At 66.7% G+C, this 17,017-nt stretch carries 18 protein-coding genes and 1 tRNA gene; 4 read left to right on the top strand and 15 right to left on the bottom strand.

The window, feature by feature from the left end:
- Positions 1 to 11: 11 nt before the first annotated feature.
- The 6 genes from ACWCPM_RS18960 to ACWCPM_RS18935 are packed head-to-tail and all read right to left on the bottom strand — an operon-like array spanning position 12 to position 3,045.
- The gene (locus tag ACWCPM_RS18960) at positions 12 to 206 is read right to left on the bottom strand and encodes a mobile element transfer protein (protein ID WP_450977345.1); all 195 of its coding nucleotides are present in this window, start codon (positions 204 to 206) and stop codon (positions 12 to 14) included.
- A 1-nt stretch (position 207) separates the two neighbouring features.
- A complete protein-coding gene (locus tag ACWCPM_RS18955) occupies positions 208 to 402 on the bottom strand; it encodes a hypothetical protein (RefSeq protein ID WP_450977344.1) in 195 nt (64 codons plus the stop codon).
- 20 nt (positions 403 to 422) lie between these two features.
- On the bottom strand, positions 423 to 1,094 hold the full coding sequence (locus ACWCPM_RS18950) for a DUF2637 domain-containing protein (RefSeq protein ID WP_450977343.1): 672 nt from the start codon (positions 1,092 to 1,094) through the stop codon (positions 423 to 425).
- 21 nt (positions 1,095 to 1,115) lie between these two features.
- Positions 1,116 to 1,316: a hypothetical protein gene (locus tag ACWCPM_RS18945; protein ID WP_450977342.1), complete on the bottom strand. Its 201-nt coding sequence runs from the start codon at positions 1,314 to 1,316 to the stop codon at positions 1,116 to 1,118.
- 13 nt (positions 1,317 to 1,329) lie between these two features.
- A complete protein-coding gene (locus ACWCPM_RS18940) occupies positions 1,330 to 2,685 on the bottom strand; it encodes an FtsK/SpoIIIE domain-containing protein (protein ID WP_450977341.1) in 1,356 nt (451 codons plus the stop codon).
- Between the two features lie 3 nt (positions 2,686 to 2,688).
- Entirely contained in the window at positions 2,689 to 3,045 is a 357-nt protein-coding gene (locus ACWCPM_RS18935) for an SCO3933 family regulatory protein (RefSeq protein ID WP_450977340.1), read from the bottom strand.
- Between the two features lie 158 nt (positions 3,046 to 3,203).
- Between ACWCPM_RS18935 and ACWCPM_RS18930 the strand changes: the two genes are divergently transcribed.
- Positions 3,204 to 3,935, top strand: coding sequence for an XRE family transcriptional regulator (locus ACWCPM_RS18930; protein WP_450977339.1), 732 nt, complete (start codon positions 3,204 to 3,206; stop codon positions 3,933 to 3,935).
- A 50-nt stretch (positions 3,936 to 3,985) separates the two neighbouring features.
- On the top strand, positions 3,986 to 4,456 hold the full coding sequence (locus ACWCPM_RS18925) for an NUDIX hydrolase (protein WP_450977338.1): 471 nt from the start codon (positions 3,986 to 3,988) through the stop codon (positions 4,454 to 4,456).
- Here the strand turns inward: ACWCPM_RS18925 and ACWCPM_RS18920 are convergent.
- Positions 4,444 to 5,004, bottom strand: a complete 561-nt coding sequence (locus ACWCPM_RS18920; RefSeq protein ID WP_450977337.1) for an HD domain-containing protein — start codon at positions 5,002 to 5,004, stop codon at positions 4,444 to 4,446. The two genes, ACWCPM_RS18925 and ACWCPM_RS18920, sit on opposite strands and share 13 nt — an antisense overlap.
- Positions 5,005 to 5,866: 862 nt before the next feature.
- Positions 5,867 to 6,673, bottom strand: a complete 807-nt coding sequence (locus ACWCPM_RS18915; protein ID WP_450977336.1) for a DUF3800 domain-containing protein — start codon at positions 6,671 to 6,673, stop codon at positions 5,867 to 5,869.
- 734 nt (positions 6,674 to 7,407) lie between these two features.
- Here ACWCPM_RS18915 and ACWCPM_RS18910 point away from each other — a divergent pair.
- Positions 7,408 to 7,806: a hypothetical protein gene (locus tag ACWCPM_RS18910; RefSeq protein WP_450977335.1), complete on the top strand. Its 399-nt coding sequence runs from the start codon at positions 7,408 to 7,410 to the stop codon at positions 7,804 to 7,806.
- Positions 7,807 to 7,819: 13 nt separating this feature from the next.
- Here the strand turns inward: ACWCPM_RS18910 and ACWCPM_RS18905 are convergent, their stop codons facing one another.
- Positions 7,820 to 11,128: a type ISP restriction/modification enzyme gene (locus tag ACWCPM_RS18905; protein WP_450977334.1), complete on the bottom strand. Its 3,309-nt coding sequence runs from the start codon at positions 11,126 to 11,128 to the stop codon at positions 7,820 to 7,822.
- Between the two features lie 239 nt (positions 11,129 to 11,367).
- Between ACWCPM_RS18905 and ACWCPM_RS18900 the strand changes: the two genes are divergently transcribed.
- Positions 11,368 to 11,445, top strand: a tRNA-Arg gene (locus ACWCPM_RS18900).
- A 354-nt stretch (positions 11,446 to 11,799) separates the two neighbouring features.
- Here the strand turns inward: ACWCPM_RS18900 and ACWCPM_RS18895 are convergent.
- From ACWCPM_RS18895 to ACWCPM_RS18870, 6 genes are all read right to left on the bottom strand, one after another.
- On the bottom strand, positions 11,800 to 12,564 hold the full coding sequence (locus ACWCPM_RS18895; protein ID WP_450977333.1) for a hypothetical protein: 765 nt from the start codon (positions 12,562 to 12,564) through the stop codon (positions 11,800 to 11,802).
- 166 nt (positions 12,565 to 12,730) lie between these two features.
- Positions 12,731 to 13,012 (bottom strand): hypothetical protein, encoded by a 282-nt coding sequence (locus tag ACWCPM_RS18890; RefSeq protein ID WP_450977332.1) that lies wholly within the window; start codon positions 13,010 to 13,012, stop codon positions 12,731 to 12,733.
- Positions 13,013 to 13,218: 206 nt separating this feature from the next.
- Positions 13,219 to 14,277 (bottom strand): zinc-dependent alcohol dehydrogenase family protein, encoded by a 1,059-nt coding sequence (locus ACWCPM_RS18885; protein ID WP_450977331.1) that lies wholly within the window; start codon positions 14,275 to 14,277, stop codon positions 13,219 to 13,221.
- A 12-nt stretch (positions 14,278 to 14,289) separates the two neighbouring features.
- The gene (locus ACWCPM_RS18880) at positions 14,290 to 14,736 is read right to left on the bottom strand and encodes a hypothetical protein (RefSeq protein WP_450977330.1); all 447 of its coding nucleotides are present in this window, start codon (positions 14,734 to 14,736) and stop codon (positions 14,290 to 14,292) included.
- Between the two features lie 183 nt (positions 14,737 to 14,919).
- Positions 14,920 to 15,171 carry a hypothetical protein gene (locus ACWCPM_RS18875; protein ID WP_450977329.1) on the bottom strand — a complete coding sequence of 84 codons (252 nt, stop codon included), beginning with the start codon at positions 15,169 to 15,171 and terminating at the stop codon, positions 14,920 to 14,922.
- A 399-nt stretch (positions 15,172 to 15,570) separates the two neighbouring features.
- Positions 15,571 to 17,004: a tetratricopeptide repeat protein gene (locus tag ACWCPM_RS18870; RefSeq protein ID WP_450977328.1), complete on the bottom strand. Its 1,434-nt coding sequence runs from the start codon at positions 17,002 to 17,004 to the stop codon at positions 15,571 to 15,573.
- Positions 17,005 to 17,017 lie beyond the last annotated feature (13 nt).

The following is a 17,017-nucleotide window of genomic DNA, read 5'->3' as shown; positions in this document are numbered from 1 at the left end:
GTGATCTCCGATCAGTTGACGCTGCAGCGGTGGGTGCGGGCGGCGAGCTGGGCGGCGGACCGGCTGGTGTAGCTGGCGGACCAGCCGCAGCCGTCGGAGCTGCACACGGCCGCGTGCTTGGCCTGGCCGGTTCGGTTGTCGCGGTGGGTGCCGATCTGCACGGGGCCGATGCGCATCACGGAGTGGAAGAAGTCGCGGGCGGGCATGTCAGTCGGTCTCCGTTCGGGTCGCGTTCGGGTCGGGGAAGGAGGCGCGGATGCCGGCGGCGGTGGCCGGGGCGGTGGTGCGCTGGGCGGCTTCCTCGGCGAGCAGGTGGGCGAGGTAGGGCCGGTCGGCGGCGGTCATCTCGCGGGCGGCGTCGAGGTAGTCGGCGGCGGTCAGGTCGGCGGGGTCGCGGGTCATCGGGGGCCTCCCTTTCCGAGTCAGGTGAGTTGGGCGGCGATGATGTCGGCCATGTGCGGCGGGACGCCGAGGCGGGCGCGCAGGGTGTCGACGTCGATCCGGGAACCCGTGCGTGCGCGATGGTCGTCGGCGACCTTGCGGGCGTGATCGACCAGCGCTGCCGGCACCGACACAGCCAGCGGTACGGGGGCCGGGTCAGCGGCGGGCAGGGCCGGGGCGGACTCCGCAGCGTCGACAGCGACCGGGTCCGGGTCCGGCGCAGCGACCGGAGCTGACTCGGGTTCCGTGGGGGCCGGGTCCGCAGCCGCGGGAGCCGGGGCGGTAGCGGAGGTGGGTGAGTGGGCAAGAAGGGTGCCGCCGAGGAAGGCGAGGGCGGGCCATCCGGCGACGCCCAAGCGGAGCAGGGCCGGCGGGTGGTCGAGGTCGAGGAACCCGGCGGTGGCGACGTTGGCGCCGAGGGAGGCGAACAGGGCGATCACGAACCAGCACCAGGCCAGCCGGGACGGCCCGTCCGTACGCAGCCGACGCCAGGCGGCGACCAGCAGCAGATCTACGGACACCGGGTAGGCCCAGGCTTTCCAGCCGGTCTGCCCGGCAGCGGCGGCGAGGTCGTGCAGGTGCGCGAACGACAGGGCGCCAGCGATGACGGCTTGCACCAGGACGGCATCCACGCGGAGGGCTGAGCGGGTCATGACGGTGGTCTCCCTTCCTGGTCAGTCGGTGGCCTGGCCGGTGCCCCAGCAGGTGAGGCAGAGCGCGGCTTGCCGGTTCTCGGTGGCGCGGCCCTTGCGGGTGCCGACCCGGACGGTTTCGGCGATCTCGCCGGTGCCGTCGCAGTCCGAGCACTTCACCGGCTCGGGCGCGGGCGGCGGAGTGGTCTTGCGGCGGGTGGCGGGCTTCTTCGCGGCAGGCATGACGACCTCCAGCTCAGGCGGCGGCCGGCGCCGACTCGACTACCGGGGCGGTGACCGGGGCGAGGGAGGCGAGGGCGGGCCGGAACGCGGCGAGGGCAGGCACGTCGGGGGTGAGGTCGGCGTGCCGGTTGCAGATGTTCACGGCCTGGCGCAGCGAGGTGTGCGGGGCACGGATGCGCGCCCATCCGCCCGAGGAGTCGCCGGTGACGGCGATGCCGGGGGTGTCGGTGGGGATCTGGATCGCGGCCAGCACGGCATCCGGCGCGATGTCACCGAAGGCCATGTTCGCGGACGATTCGTCGTTCACGCGGTGCGCGGTCCGGCCGGTGAGCTGGGCACGCAGCATGGTTATGCCCTTGCCGAGTTCGGAGCCGAAGCGCTGCCCGCAGATCTCCAGATAGATCCCGGCCGCACGGCCGAGCTGAGCCAGTCGAGCAAGGGCGGTGATGATCCGGTCCCGCCGCTTCTCCTCCTCGCGGGTGGCGAAGAGGGCAAGTTCGGCGACTTCATCGACCATGACCACGATGGGCACCGGCCGCAGGTCCTCGCGCAGGTCCCAGATGTCGGCCGCTATCTCCGCATCCGGTACGTCAGCGGTGATCCGCTGCTCGGCCCGGATGAGCTGATAGACGTCCTGCATGTGCGCCACGAGGGCGTCGAGGAGTTCGGCGGCGGCGTCGGGGTTGTCGGCCAGCGCGGAGAACCGGCGGGCCAGCGGGAACAGCTCCACCCCCTGCTTGCAGTCGATCCCCACCAGGGCGACGCGCTGCGGGGCGAGGGAGGCGACGAGGTTGCGCTGGTAGACCGACTTGCCGGACTCGGTGGCGCCGAGGGTGAGCCCGTGCGGCACGGCGCGGTAGTCGCGGTAGTGCACGGCCCCGTCCTCGCGCAGGGCGACCGGGACCCGCATCGGGCGGGTGTCGACGCGGGCCGGCATCTGCACCCGCTTGAGGACGTCGTAGCCGGTCATCCGCAGCTCAACCACCCCCGAGCGCAGCTCACGGGAGGTCACGCCATACAGGGCGAAGGAGTGCCGCAGCCGGTCGCAGGACGCGGCCACGTCGAAGGCGTCCTGACCGGGGCGTAGCTTCAGGCGCAGGACCAGGCCGGTGCGGGTGGCCCGCAGGCGCAGGATGCGAGGGGCACGCGGTCCGGGGACGGGCCAGCCGGTCATGCGGGCCATGGCCAGACGCCACCGCGGGGGCGGGACTGTCAGCCCGCAGGCATCCATGACCGTCCCGTACCGGATGAGGACCCGCAGCGCGGCGAGGATGACCCCGAAGGTCAGCCAGTACCAGGCCGGGCGCCGCCACCGCAGGAGACCCGCAGCAGCGACGACCAGCACCACAGCGACGAGGACCGATGTCACGGCTCAGGCCGCCTTCGCGGTCGAGGCGCCGGCAGCGAGGGAGGTGACGGCGACCGCGCGGAAGGCGATGCCATGCCGCTTCTGCCCGTTGAAGTCGTTCTCCCACGGCCGGGCGATCAGGCCCGTCAGCGCGACCGGGGTACCCATGGCCAGCTCGCCGGAAATGCCGGTCTCCGGCACGGTGACGTTGAGGATCTCCACCTCACCGGGCACGGCGAACATCACGCTCACCGTCATCAGCTTCGCGCCGGTCTCGGCGTCCATCGCGATCTCACCGGTACGGCGGTCCTTGACCTTCGGCTCCGGGCTCTGCGCGACCATCACGGTCGCCGCGGAGGTGTCGACGGGGATCTGACGCATCGTCTGTTCTCCTGATCTAGCGGGAGTTGAGCCGCCATCCGGCGGTGAGATCAGGAGACCGCGAGAGTGTGTGGACGCATCACGGCCCGTATGGACGTTTGGGGACGTCTGAGCTATCGTCAAAACGTCCCTACGGCGTCCCAGGGGAGGGCCGGCTCATGGCGAACGAGCGTCTGCGCGCGGCGATTTCAGCGAAGGGCGAGACGATCCAGTCCGTTGCCGATTACGTCGGCGTGGACCCCAAGAGCGTGGAACGGTGGATCACTACCGACCGCACGCCGCACCGCGGGCACCGCTGGAAGGCCGCGAGTTTCCTCGGCGTCGACGAGGTCTACGTCTGGCCGGCCGTGGCGAAGCAGGCCGAATCCGCGAGCACTTCTGAGCTGATCACGTACTACCCCCACCGCGGAGCAGTGCCGGCGACGCTGTGGTCATCGCTGATCGAGAAGGCGAAGGACCACGTGGACATCCTCGTCTACGCGGGCTTGTTCCTGTTCGACGGCCACCCCGACCTCCCGTACCAGTTGGCGGACAAGGCCAAGGCCGGCGGACAGGTTCGTATCCTGGTCGGCGATCCGGACTCCGAGATGATCCGTCAGCGCGGCGACGAGGAGGGCATCGGCGACGACTTGGCCGCGCGAGCACGGATCACCCGGCGCTACCTCGAACCCGCGCTGACCACCCCCGGTGTCGAGGTCCGGCTACACGACACAATCCTCTACAACTCGATTTACCGCTTCGACGACGACGTGTTGGTGAACCCGCACGTGCTCGGAGCGCCCGCCGGACAGAACCCCGTGCTGCACTTCCGGTACATCCCCGGAGCCCGCACCTTCCGGCACTACATGCGCAGCTTCGACTACGCATGGGAGCGCGGGCAGTCGAAGTAGACCGGCCGGCGCCGACGTCACCGGCGACGGGGCATGCAAGGCTTGGAGGCATGGCCCGAGTCGACTACTTCAACGATCCGAAAGCCCCGGAGGCGAACAGCATCGTTCCGTCTGTCACCGCGGTGACGCGCAACGAGGCCGGGGAAGTTCTCCTGATCCACAAGACCGACAACGACCTGTGGGCACTGCCCGGCGGCGGGGTCGACGTCGGCGAGTCCGCACCCCATGCCGCCGTGCGGGAGACGAAGGAGGAGACGGGTTTCGACGTCGAGGTGACGGGGTTGGTCGGCATCTACACCAACCCTGCCCACGTCATGGCGTACGACGACGGCGAGGTCCGGCAACAGTTCTCGATCTGCTTCCGGGCGCGCATCGTCGGCGGCGAAGCGCGCACGAGCAGTGAAAGCAAGGAAGTGGCGTTCGTCCATCCCGACCGTCTGGACAGCCTGAACATCCACCCGTCGATGCGGATGCGGATCGATCACGGACTGACCGAGCGGCCGACTCCCTACCTCGGCTGATCGCTCAAGCGGGAGAGCGTCCGCTCGACAGCGGCCCCGAGGTACGGACGTGCCTTGCTGATCGCGTTGTGTACCTCACTGCCCGGCTGGTACCGGTCCAGGATCTCGTCAATGCGGTGATCGAAGTCGAAGGACTGGCCAGCCGGCCCGGTCGTCATGTCCGCGTAGATCAACGCGTCCAGGACCGGCGAGTCCTCGCGCTCGTAGACGTCCAGCTCGGCAGTCAGCCCGCGCTGCTCCGCTTCGTACACGGCTCCGGAGTGGTGCGCGACGAGGCGCACGAGCCGGGAAGGAGCCCCCAGAGTCTCCAGATGCCGAGCGCCATCGAGCGGGTGGAACCCGGTGTCCCGGAGCTCCGGGGCGTACCCGATGTCGTGCAGCCAGGCAGCGGCGACGACTAGATCGCGGTCCTCTTCGGGCACGGCCGCGGACGCTTCGCCGGCGCGAGCAGCCACCGCCTGAGTGTGCAGCCAGCGATTCCCGAGCGGAGGCAAGAGCGACTCTGCCAGTGCGGCAGCGCCTTGAGGCGTGTCCAGTCCAGAGGGCATAGATCGCACGGTAGCCGAGGTGGAGGCACGGCCGACAGCCCGACGTCATCGGACTCGGCACTCCCCCAGTTGCTGGCGCGGTAAGAGTTTCTCTACTTCATCAAGCCGGCTGCGCTCCGCTTCGCCGGGCGCGCTCCCGGCTCCGCTGCGCGCTGCGCTCCTGCCTTCGGCCCGCTCCGCGCACGCTGCGCCGACGCGCGCCCACGTGGCGAGAGCCAGCTCACGAGTTGATCACCTTAGAGAGCGCCCACGCTCAGGACCAGCCTCCGGCGGGGGCGCTCAGGCTCCGAGATGGCGGGGGCCCCGTTCGCGAGTGCCGGCCGTGTAGTGGCGTGCGCGGGGTGCTCCCATCCCGTCTGCCGTCGACCCAGGCAGAGCCGAGCAGACGCGGCCCCTGGCGTCCAGGTCGTTCGTACAGTGGCGCGCTCCACCTGGACGCCAGGAACCACGCCCGCTCCACGGTGTGTGGGCCGACGGCAGACGGGATGGGAGCTGAGGGAGGTGGTGGGTTGATGAAGAACGGGAGCTGAGGGGGCTGGACTGCGGAGAACACAGCCCACCCAGCACGAATCAGTGAAAGTGATTCCACCAGTAGAGCGCGAGCACGCCAAAACTCGCTGGTCAGGGGGCCAATTCTCGCTCGGGTGACGGTGCCAGGATTCGAACCTGGGAAGGCTGAGTTGGCAAGATTTGGCACCTCCGAGGCGTACTCGACGGGTTCGCAGGGTAGTGTTGTTTTACGCCGCGAGAGCGGCACGGAGCCCTCTGGTGGGCTGCCGGGACAAGGTCGGAACCAGGCAACTGGATCCTCCACCCAAGCGGTGGCAGTGGCCCCCGGAGCCCTCCAGAGGGCTTCGGCGCGTCAGGCGATGATCCATTTCGAGTACCAGCAGCGGTTCACGAGGAACACATACGATCCCCAGACCTTGACGCCGTAGCCCATGAGGGAACCGCCAGCCGAGCGGTACAACTGGTGCTTGCACAGCAGCAGGTTCTGCGCGCAGTCCTCGTCCTTATCGTCGCCCGAGAGGGCGACGTTGAGGATGCCTGCGTGAATGTCGGCAAGCTGAATGCCGTCGCGGTCGGTGCCGGTCCACTTGGGCGGCCACTTGATGTACTGCCAGGGGACGCCCCAGGTCTCTCCGCCGAGGCCGTTACGGACCCGGGTGAGGTAGCCAGCCGTGTCCGTATGATCGACGCCTTTGACCGTACCGAAGTAGGGGAGAGCGAGGCGAGGACCTCCCTCCCACGTTGCAGCACAGTACGCGACACGCTCCAGGAGGAGGCGGGTCGTGTAGTTGTAGAAGCGAGTGCCATCGGCCATGCCACCGGTCGGTATGACGTTCCGCTTGGGCACGATGACATGGATGACCTTGACGGAAGGCATCAGGGACAGGGTCCGCGCCGCCCGTTCCCGACGCTCCGGGTGCTTGCGTTTGAAGTGGTCAACCCAGTGAAGCGGAGTCGTCGTCTCCGGGCGGCTGGCGTGGACCATGGCACGCAGGCCGGCGGCGACGACGCGCACGTTCCAGTCCTCCTCGTCGGGGACCACGAGCGCAGTCATGGCGAAGAAGGGCGACCCGAGCGCGCCGCGGTCGCCGGTTTCGTCGACGTAGACGCGCAGCTTGGGGAGGGCGCCGAGCGCGGCGAGCGTGAGCGGGGCGCTCATCGGCGCCGCGCCCAGGTGAGCGCGCTACGGTGGGTCCACACCATGAGGCCAATTCCCCTCTGGTCTTGCGCCACTGGCGAAATCCCTTCCACCGGGGGCGCGTTGCCTGCGCTACATGCGGCTCGCGCCCAAGGACGCACGTCAGCATGGCTTCAGCGGCTATGCCGATGATGCTGCATCAAGACTATGTGATACGGGAGGGGTTAGAGACCCGGAAACCACTACTTGTGGGGTCAGAATCCGATCCAGCCACTACATGTAGTGGTCTAAGCGCTTGCCGCACCGACGGGTTGTCCACACCGCGAGCGTCGGGCGAGTGAGTCTCTGGGGACGATCGTACCGCTTTCGACCATGTTGCTCGCCCGAAACAATGGCGCCGAGGACGAGGCCGGCGAGCCCGCGGCGCTGCCACGGATCCTGCGCAGAGCTCAGGGGATGTCCGGTCCCGTGCCGCTGGATGACGCCTGGTGCGCGATCGAACAGCGAGCGGCGGGCAGTAACGGGGAACAGCGGCGAGCCGCCCGAGATCTCACAGGTCATCGACTCGCTGGCTCAGCCCGGATCCGCATACGCGATCTTCCAAACTGATGCTCTGTGCCGGACGGGGCAGTCCTGGCCAAGACCGCGGGCGGCGGATGACGGAACCCAAGGCTTGCAGGCGAACATGGCAGCGAGGCACACGACACGGTACTCGGCTTCAATCCTGCTGCTGCTGAACGTGCTACGCATGACGCATGGCCGTACCACACATTGACGTTACAGACTCACAGCAACGGTTGTTGGCCGAGCTGATGCTCGACCCTCTCCCCTTGTCCGCTGATGAAGACGCCGTCGCCCGTGGACTCTCCCTCGATCAGTTGCAGGCCGATACGTCGGCTTTGCAGTGGATGGGGTTGATCAACGAATCCGACCGATTGATTTCAGTGACCGTCCTGGGTGCCGCGGTCTTCCATCGCGCTGAGCAGGAGAAGGCCGAGGATCGGCTAACTGAGGTGGTGGCGTTCGCCGACGCTTTAGAGGCGGCATCCAAGGCCAACATCGACCAATGCCGGGTTCCAGCCGCCCTGCGTCGACTAGCGCAGGGCGGCTGCTCGCTCAGGGAGGCAATCGGCTACCTCTACACCACCCGTTAATACACTCCTCGCATCAGACTTCGCTGCCCTCCGCTGGGAAAAGTCCCTCTGTAGTCTCGCGCCGCGCCTTACGGCCGGCTTCCTTCACTGGAAGCACTGCTGCGCCCCTGAGATCCTGCTCTGTTATGACTGGACCCGCCAGAATTTCGGTCAGCAGGTCTCGCTGGGCGGGTATCAGGTCGACTAGGCGGCGTAGGACGGACAGCAGCTCGACGAGCTCGGTCGTCCACTCGCTTGGCCAGCTGTCAACATGGATGTCGTCGAGTGGGCTAGATTTCTTACTGTTTGGCGAGGCCTTGCGGTAGCCAAACCATTTCCGCACCACTGGCATGCCACCGACATCGAAGTTCCATACGTCCTCAGGAACGGGCGCAAAGGCGCCGTCGCCGACGTACAAGGTCTGCGTCTCGGAGTCGTACCGAAGGTTACTCGGGACCGAAGTGCCAACGTGAGTGAGATAGCGAATCTGACGCGAGTCACCCGGCCCAAATGTGACAGCGCCCGCAGGGCGAGCCGTTTCCGGATCCACGTAACACTCACCGAAGGTGGAAGCCCACATCGCCGCGGCGCCAATTTCGAGGGCCTTCTGCCAGATATCTCGGTCCCGGGTAAGTGGGAGACGCACACCCGGGGTGAGTAGCTCCTCTGTGAACTGCTCCGTGAAAACGACGTGTCCCGCCACGGCGATCGTATAGGCTGCCAGGTCCTGTGCCGTAACGCGCTCTATCCCCAGTTCGCCGGCGAGATACGCCAGGAGACCAGCAGGGACATTCGCAGAGCCATCGGGATGCAAAAGAGGCATGCTCCGACCACCGCGCCCGTTGAAGTGGTCAGTGTCGGGGATCAGGGTGGTCGCTACGACTGCGGGACCAGACTCAATCACGTGCGTGGACTGTTGATTGAGAAAGACTTGGCCAGTCCGAAGCGCCTCCCAAAGTTCAGGACGCGGACGGTCTATAACGCGATTATCGGCAACCAGCCATTGGCGATCGAAACTGCGGAGGGCAATACGAATCAACCGGGGAACAGTAGACCGCTCCTCCTCCACGCTGAGTTTATGATCTGGCCACCCGTAAAGCGGAGCCACCTTGCGTTCAAGTGAGCGCGTATCAGTCTCTTTGAACAGTTTGGCCTTTTCCGCGGAATCGTTCTCACGGATTAGTCGCGCCCAACGGCGCCGCAGCGTATCCACGGAAGGAGAAGTCACCCAGGAGCGGTTTGCTTTTACTCCTGGACTACCCCAAGGAAACAGGTCATCCAGTGCAGGGAAGTCCTCCCAGCCGGACTGTGTGGCAGGTGTAAAAGGCCGCACCTTCTCCGAATGAGTCTCGCGCCATTGATCGTCGTCCAGCCGGATTTCCTGAAGCTGGTGGAATTTTTCCGTACGCTTGCCCGAGACAGATCGATAGTGGATACGAGCTGGACTCGTGGAGTCCCCGTCGGCCCGCCGCACGAATATACAGATAGCTAGGGGCTGGGCGACTTTCGGAAATACCCGCGTACTTACGTCTGCACGCTGACCTTCAGGTGAGAGATTGATGATCCAGCCCTCATCGCACGTGCGTCGCAGGTAGTCGCGCATGCCCCGACCACCAGGACCTGTAGCGAAGCCGGACGGTGTAATGAAGCAGATAACTCCATGCTGGTCGTCTTCGTGTGCGTCAAAGACCTTCCACGTAGCCCAACGCCAGAAGTACACGTACATATTCTTAAGAATGTGCTCATACCGACCGTTGCCAGGGAGTCGGAAGCTATCAAGCAGAGGAGGTTTCTGCCCTTTAGGGCGCTTCTCGACCCACCCGCCGCGGTTCTCCGCCTTGTCATCATATGGCGGATTTCCGAGCACGACAGTGACAGGGACTTTTCCTTTGACTTCGTTTGCGCGCCTTCGCGAGGCGGATAGAACGCCGTAAGTAGAGGCCAGTTCCTGCTCCTCCACAAAGGGGTTGTCTAGCGTGTCAGTGACGAAGAGGTTGAGGCCACCCTTTGGCATCGGCGCCTGATGGCGCTTCAAAAGGTCTGAGGCGCGCATTTCGGCAACAGCGAAGGGGCCCATTTGCAGCTCGAAACCATAGAGGCGCTTTGCGAGCCGCCCGATGGCATCCTGTGCCATCGCTGGTCCACTACTTTCAGACGCATGCGAAGCGACGCTCTCGATGATTGTGTGAAGGAAGGTTCCGGTCCCCATGGCAGGATCGACGATACGCACATCATTCTCGGCGAAGCCCTGCTTTTTACCGAGTCGGGTACGCAACACATCTTCGGTGAGGCGGACCATTTCTTCTACCACTTCGCGCGGCGTGTAGTACGAGCCGCTCTTTTGTCGCAACCTCGAGTCGTAGACAGTAAGGAAGTTCTCGTACAAGTGCAAATATGCATCCCGGTTGCCCCGCCGGATGCTGGGCCAGTCAACGCTACCAACGGTGCGCAGCAATAGATTCAGAGTGACCTCGAAGCGTTCGTTAACATTGTCCGTGAGCAACTGGAGGGCCTTACCCATGAGAGCGTGATCGGCATCAAGCTTACGGCCGATCTCGTGAAGATTGCCCTCAGTGAGTGGGATGTTCTCAGTCTGAGCCAACAGAAGGGCAAAGGTAACGGCCTGTGCGTAACCGTCGGCGAAAGTGGCGTCATCCGCAGAGGGAAACAGCAACTTGCGCCAGTCGCTCTTGAGCCCCGAGAAAGGTCGAGCGTTTACGCTTTCCTCTTCCTCCGGAGACTTAGCTTCCGCTGCCAACTGTTCGAGTACAGCGCCACGTAGTAGACGGCACAGCGGGGCAATATGCTGTACGAGACGAGATACCTGGCGTATAGGGGGCGGTGCCCAGAGAAGGAACGTCTTTAGTAGGGCGTCCAGCGCCGCCGGCTCTGCGGGAGTAACCTTCTCTCCCGCACCCTTCAAAGTGCCAATGAACGTAACAGTTTCGCCGAGCTGCACTCCATTACGGAAGAGGCGCCATTCCGTGCCGTTGGTGTAGAGCAGGTTAGGCAAGTCTCGGAGTCGCTCCCACTGTACTTTGTTGCGTCCAGTGAAGGATTCCGGGTCGACACTTAGGCCGGGCTTTTTGAGCTCAATATAGCCAGCCACGAGGCCGTTCACATGGAACGCGTAATCCGGGCGCACACCCAGTTCCGGAATCGAGACCTCGTCGTGCCACGTGAGCTCATGCAGTGAGTGATGACTGCCCACGGCTGCAAGGAGCACCTCGAGCGGGCCGCGTATCGCCGCTTCCGGGCTCCCCCCGCCAGCGAGCTTCGCCTTGCATGACTTGCCAAAGGTTGACACAGCATCAGATAGCCAACCGTGAATGGTGTCAGACACGTTCCCCCCCAGGAGTGCCTTGAGTGTTGATCTTACCTTCGTTGTACCAGCCACCCTGACGGTTCGTCACCCCCTGTGGAGCCATGGATGCACAAGGAACGTGCACGATGGCCAGGCCACCCTCTCTGTGTGCTTCCCGTCAGCCGATCGTCCGCTATCGATTCAGCGACCCACCACGACCGCTATGGACTCGTGTGGACCATTTGTGGACTGAACTCTTCCCTTCGTCCCCGTGCGCGGCCCCTGACCAGCGGATCCGTGCGAGGCTCACGTGGCCTCCGGAGCCGTGTGCGCAGGTTCGAATCCTGCCGGGGGCACAGAAGCCGGACCAGCACAATCAATTCGCTGACCTGTGAAAGTGCCAGAGTTCAAGAGCCGGACCCAGTCTCACTGGGTCCGGCTCTTTGTCGTTCCCACGCACGGATCCCGAGTGAGTGGGGAGTGAGAAATCATGGGCCGCCTCCCGCGACCTTGGCCTGTGGGCGGGAACGGACGTCGTATGTCCAGATCAGCGTGGGTGTGGCCTCCTGGTCACCGTTGCTCGGCAACGCTGATCCCGGGCGCCAGGACGCAAGGCGTCGGGTCCGCCGTGGTCGCGGCGGAGCCGACGCCTTGACCGTCGCGACGGTTACCGCCGGCTCGGACCCATCAGACCGCCGGCACCGCCGACGTCACTTCACCACGACGTTGTCCCCGGACGACGTCGACTGCCCGGTGGTGCTGTTGCCGTAGTACGCCCAGCGCCACGTACCCGTCTTGGAGGCCTTCACGGTCGTCTTGAGACCACCGGAGCTGTTCGCGTACACCTTCTTCACCGTGGTGTAGGAGGCGGTGCCGGCAGGCTTGAACTGCAGGCTCACCAGGCGGCCTCCGTAGGAGGCGTAGTTCCTGGTCTCCCAGTTGGCCCGGGTGACCTTTCCGGTCACGGTGATGGTCCTGCCCTTGGACACCGGTTCGGGCGAGGCGTTGACGGTCAGGCGGGAGTTGCGCTTGACCTGGACCGTCAGACCCTTGTCGTCGACGTCACCACCGCCACCCTCGAAGTGCACCTCGGCCCCGACCTTCCACGCCCCGGCCTCGCTGTTACGCATGTCCCACACGCTCGGGTCGAAGTACATCGTCTCGTTGAAGTCGCAGACGCCCGAGCTCACCTTGATGCAGTCGCTCGTCTCGATGGCGTGCCACAGCCGTTCACCCGCACCACTGCGGTACAGGAACACTGCCGGCCACTTCCACTTGCGAGTGGTCGCCATCCGGAAGGAGGCGGGCACCGCGACCTCGTTCCACACCCCGATCACGATCGGCTTGCCGTCGTTCACCTGGACACGGGAGAACGAGGCACCACCCTCGGCCGCCCCGGCCGGCGCCGCGGCCACGGCCGTGAACAGCGCCGCCGCACCACCGGCCACGACGACTCTCCAGACCTGCTTCCCCACCTGATCCCCCATCTCCTCAAGGAATGGAACCGAAGGTTCATCCCTCCAGCGCCTTTCAGACAGTCGACATCCGCGCGGGGTTGTACACCCGCGAATTGCAGGGTGAGGTCCGTGACTGTTCGGGGACTGGTCGTGGGTGACGGACGCGCAGGGCGGCGGGCGTTTCTCACGTCGTGGTCCGGGCTTCCACGAGCGACCGCTGCACCTTGACCACCAGGTCACGGAGACGCCCCGGATGGACGCCCTCACGTTCCATCCACTCGTCCAAGCGGGGGCGCAGGTATCGCGTCATATGCAACCCGTGACGGCGGAGCACCGAGCGGCTGATCGAGATCTCCTCCTGCACTTCCCTTCGGAGGTCGTCGGTCCAGCCCTGCGCCCGGTCGTCGTCCTCCAGCGGGGCCTTGAGAGTGGCCACCGCTTCATCGAGGACGACAAGCAAGCCCATGACATCTCCCTGAGATCACAGGGCGCGGTCTCCGGGATGACCACGGGAACCAGACCCCCTGCCCCTGCCAGCCCTTCAACGGCTGTAGCCCCTGGACGAGTTCAGGGGCTTGAAGCCTAGCGCCGCGCGGTGTCACTGGTGAGGACGGGAGGCTGTCCTGACGGATTCGTCATCGTCCGGGGGCTCAGCCGGACGGGTACCGCGGCCTACCTGTCCTCGAAGACGAGGAGGGGCTTGGCGTCGCGTGCCGGGGCCTCTGCGAGTGCGAGGGCCTCGGTGAAGTGTTCCAGGGGGAACGCGCGGCCCTCGGGGATGGTCAGGATTCTGTCGGTGACCAGGGTGCGCACCTCGGACAGGGCGTCCAGCGCGTCCGTGGGTGAGGCGGTGCCGAACCAGCGGTTCAGCCAGAAGCCGCGGACCGTCTTGGTCTCGTAGATCACCGAGCGGGCCGGCAGCGGGATCGTCAGCGCCGCCGGGTCCGTCTGCCGGTGCGTCGAGAGCGCGCCGTAGACGACGAGCTCTCCTCCCGGTGCCAGCGCCTGGGACACCTGGGCACCCACAGGGCCCGCGACACAGTCGATGGCCTTGTGCACGCCGGCCGGTCCCGCGATCTCGGCCACCCGCCGCACCAGGTCCTCGTCCTCCGTGCAGATGACCTCGTCGCCGCCGAGCGACTTGATCTCCTCGACGGCATCGCGCCGGCGCACGACATTGATCGTCGGAATGTTCAGATGCCGGGCCAGCTGGAGGACGAGGCGGCCGACGGTGGAGCCCGCGGCCGTCTGCAGGAGCCATTCCCCTGTCCGGACGTCGAGTTCGCGTGTCACCAGGAGCAGCGCGGTCAACGGGTTGACCGCGAGTTGGCAGGCGTCGGAGTCGCTCAGCCGGTCGGGGACCGGCAGGAGCCTTCGTGCGTCGGCCACCAGGTACTCCTGCCAGGTGCCGGCGACGGGCGGCCCGGGTACCGCCGGGATCGCGACGTTCACCACCCGCTCGCCGATCCTGAAGCCCTTGGTGTCGGGACCCAGCGCCTCGATGCGGCCCACGCATTCCATGTGCCCCCCGACCGTGGGGAATTCGGGGGAGAAGCCGTAGCGGCCACGCAGTACGTGCAGATCGCTGGCGTGAACCGGAGTGGCTTTCACTCGGATGAGTGCCTGGCCGGATCCGGGCGTGGGAATCGGACGGGTCTCCATCCGTAGGACGTCGCTCGGCTCGCCGATCTGCTGGGCGACGAGCGCGTTCATGGAATGGGGCGTGGGCATGCTGTTTCTCCTTCAGCCGCGCTCGGTATCGGTGGAGGGGGCGGCGAAGTACGACGCGAAACGAGTCCCGGCGAAGTGCTCGCCCATGAGTCGGGAGAAGAGGAGGACCGACGGCAGTGGACGGTGGTTCACCACGAGGTGTTGCGTCTGCCCCCGCGGGTTCCTGTAGACGACGGCGATGTTCGCGATCGGCTCACCGCGCACCTTCGACGCGTAGTCCTCGACGAAGCCGTTCTCTCCGTACTCGCCGAGGTAGATGAAGTCCTGGTACTCGTACAGGGTGCGCGCGTGGCCCAGTACCGTGCGGACGTCCTCGGCCCCGCGCACGATCCCGTTCAGGACCGAGCCCTCCATCGTCACGTCGTCGGCGAGGTTGTCCAGCCACAGGGGGTAGTAGTCCGTGCGCTGTCGCGCCGGGTCACCGCTGCCCAGATATGTCGGCTTTGTCTTTTCTGTCATTTTTCCGCCGTTTCCGTAGGCGGCCAGGGACGGGGAGCCGTCGCGAAGGCCCCGGACCGGTCGCGGTCCGGGGCCTTCGCACCCACTTCGAGATGAAACGCAAGCAGCCACTGACGGACGGGCGCCGGGTCAAGGGTCAGGAAGCCGGGCGCCGGAGTCCATGCGGTGAGCTATGTGACGCGACTAGTAGCCGAAGCCACACTCGGAACCGATGTCAGTGAACTGCGCACCTGGGCTGCCCTCACCGTTGATGAGGTTGGAGCCGAGGCCGTTGAGAATGCCGACCTGACCCAGGATGTCGATGTTCAGATCATGGGATCTGCATCCGCCACCGTGCGGGCCTTGCGCGGCCGCGGCAGTGGCGGTGCCGACACCCAGGAAACCCAGACTACTTATGATGACCGTCGCGACAGCGGCCTTGTGAAACCTGCGCATATCTCCTCCTTGGGCCGGATAGAGCGCACTACAGAAAGATCCACTAAGCGCTCACTTCGGAGGCTAGATCGACTTCGGCCGCGGCGCTCTTCGAGGAGGCCAATCAGGGGTCCGACGGGGTTCGGCCGGAGTCCGGTGGGGTCCGATGGGGTTCGGCGGGGTCCCGTCCCGTGCGGTTCCGAGGGGCCGTCAGCCGGAAGCGGCCGCGGTAGGCGGCGGGGCGTGGTGGGCGGCGGGCCGCGGCCGTGCAGCTTGGCCCCCGCGCGGCCCGCCGTCCGGAACTGGCGGGCCCGCACCTCGAAAGGTGCCGCGCGGGGTAAACGGAACCTACGCCTCCGGTGGCCGAAACGGAAGACCCTGTCCCAGGGCACCGCCCGCGCCGCCCGCGCCGGTCGTCGTTCAGCGGTGGGTCAGCGACCTGAACGCGTCGCGCACATCGGAGCGCGAGTCCGTGACGTACCGGTCCGTCGGCGGGTTGTCGTCGTCGCCGTAGGTGAAGTACGAGAGGACCGCGGGGCAGCTCGATCCGCTGATCTGGACGGTGCGCCGGGTGGCGAGCTTTCCGGTGCGCACCTCGTAGACCCGCACCGGGATCGCGATCTTGTGGAAGGTCACGTAGGTGACGGCACCGGATGTGCGGCCCACGTACGGGCACGTCTGGACGGAGGTCCCGAACTCCGGCTCTCCCACGCAGACGACCGCCACCGCGCGAGCGGCGTCGGTGGCCTTCCAGCCGGCGGGGAGCTGGTCGGTGTACTCGGTGTTGCCGAAGTACAGCGCGCGGTTGGTGCCCTTGCCCATGGGCTCGGCCGCGCTGTACTTGGCCGGCCGGGAGCAGTACTCGGGCTGCTCGTCCGCCGTGCCGGACAGCAGGGAGCGGACGTTGTCCAGCTCGATGGCCTGCGTGGCCTCGGTGACGCCGGTGCGGGCCCGGCTCCCGAGGCTGTCGTCGGGGTACTCGTCGAGGAGTTGGCGGTAGTGCGCCTGGGCGGCCTGCCAGTCCCTGCTCCGCATGAGGGTGTCGCCGCAGGCGAGGAGCGCGGCGGGTGCGACGCGGTTCGCGGTGTCCGCGGAACGGTCGAGCTGGTCGCGGGTCGCCTCGCGCTCGCGGAGCCAGTCGGTGACGCCGACGGTGCCGCAGGGGTCGTCCGTGGGCAGACCGTCGAGGAAGCCGTCCAGGACCGTGCGGACGGTGCGCTCGTTGCCGGGTTCGCCGAGCACCGAGGTGAGGATGCCGAAGCCCTGTTCCAGTGCGTCGGTGTCGTCGTCCAGGCCGTCGGCCAGCAGCGTCCCGGCCGTATCGAGGTCGCGGCAGTCCTCGGCCACCCGGTCGCCCCTGGCGCTGACCGGGGCGCCGGCCACGCGATGCCCGGCCCACACCTCGTCCTGGGCGCGGAACACCCCGGCGCAGTCGCCCTTGTCCCGGGCCTCGGTGACGTCCTGCCCGATGCGCAGGGCGTCGTGGCGCAGCAGCCCCACCGCCAGCAGCACCGGCACGGTGACGCAGAGCGCGATCAGGCGCTGCCGGCGGGAGGCGACGCGCGGGATGCCGCGGCTCGCCAGGAACCAGCCGTGGGCGACGACCGCGACCCACCAGGCCACCGCGGCGGCCTCGTACCCCCACGCGGCGGTCGAGGCGAGCAGGGAGCCGAGGACGACCGTGCCCAGGAGCGCGAGTACGGCGAGCCCGCGCCGTCCGAGGAGCCAGTAGCCGACGCCGAGCAGGGAGGCGTTGCCGAGGGCCGCGGCCAGCGGGTCGTGCTCCCGGGTGCGCGGCGGCCGGGGCGGCTCGGGCGGCGGGGCGAAGGGCATGGTGTAGGTCGGTTCGTCCATGGTGCTCTCCCCC

The organism is Streptomyces sp. NPDC002309, from assembly GCF_053593375.1.
This window is presented reverse-complemented; position numbering and strand designations above follow the sequence as displayed.

Bases quoted from the DNA above. Each gene is read 5' to 3' on its own strand.
- ACWCPM_RS18910 (WP_450977335.1), top strand. From the start codon at position 7,408: ATGGCCGTACCACACATTGACGTTACAGACTCACAGCAACGGTTGTTG.
- ACWCPM_RS18920 (WP_450977337.1), bottom strand. From the start codon at position 5,004: ATGCCCTCTGGACTGGACACGCCTCAAGGCGCTGCCGCACTGGCAGAG.
- ACWCPM_RS18930 (WP_450977339.1), top strand. From the start codon at position 3,204: ATGGCGAACGAGCGTCTGCGCGCGGCGATTTCAGCGAAGGGCGAGACG.
- ACWCPM_RS18925 (WP_450977338.1), top strand. From the start codon at position 3,986: ATGGCCCGAGTCGACTACTTCAACGATCCGAAAGCCCCGGAGGCGAAC.
- ACWCPM_RS18950 (WP_450977343.1), bottom strand. From the start codon at position 1,094: ATGACCCGCTCAGCCCTCCGCGTGGATGCCGTCCTGGTGCAAGCCGTC.
- ACWCPM_RS18915 (WP_450977336.1), bottom strand. From the start codon at position 6,673: ATGAGCGCCCCGCTCACGCTCGCCGCGCTCGGCGCCCTCCCCAAGCTG.
- ACWCPM_RS18890 (WP_450977332.1), bottom strand. From the start codon at position 13,012: ATGGGCTTGCTTGTCGTCCTCGATGAAGCGGTGGCCACTCTCAAGGCC.
- ACWCPM_RS18945 (WP_450977342.1), bottom strand. From the start codon at position 1,316: ATGCCTGCCGCGAAGAAGCCCGCCACCCGCCGCAAGACCACTCCGCCG.
- ACWCPM_RS18960 (WP_450977345.1), bottom strand. From the start codon at position 206: ATGCCCGCCCGCGACTTCTTCCACTCCGTGATGCGCATCGGCCCCGTG.
- ACWCPM_RS18935 (WP_450977340.1), bottom strand. From the start codon at position 3,045: ATGCGTCAGATCCCCGTCGACACCTCCGCGGCGACCGTGATGGTCGCG.
- ACWCPM_RS18875 (WP_450977329.1), bottom strand. From the start codon at position 15,171: ATGCGCAGGTTTCACAAGGCCGCTGTCGCGACGGTCATCATAAGTAGT.
- ACWCPM_RS18880 (WP_450977330.1), bottom strand. From the start codon at position 14,736: ATGACAGAAAAGACAAAGCCGACATATCTGGGCAGCGGTGACCCGGCG.
- ACWCPM_RS18955 (WP_450977344.1), bottom strand. From the start codon at position 402: ATGACCCGCGACCCCGCCGACCTGACCGCCGCCGACTACCTCGACGCC.
- ACWCPM_RS18885 (WP_450977331.1), bottom strand. From the start codon at position 14,277: ATGCCCACGCCCCATTCCATGAACGCGCTCGTCGCCCAGCAGATCGGC.
- ACWCPM_RS18870 (WP_450977328.1), bottom strand. From the start codon at position 17,004: ATGGACGAACCGACCTACACCATGCCCTTCGCCCCGCCGCCCGAGCCG.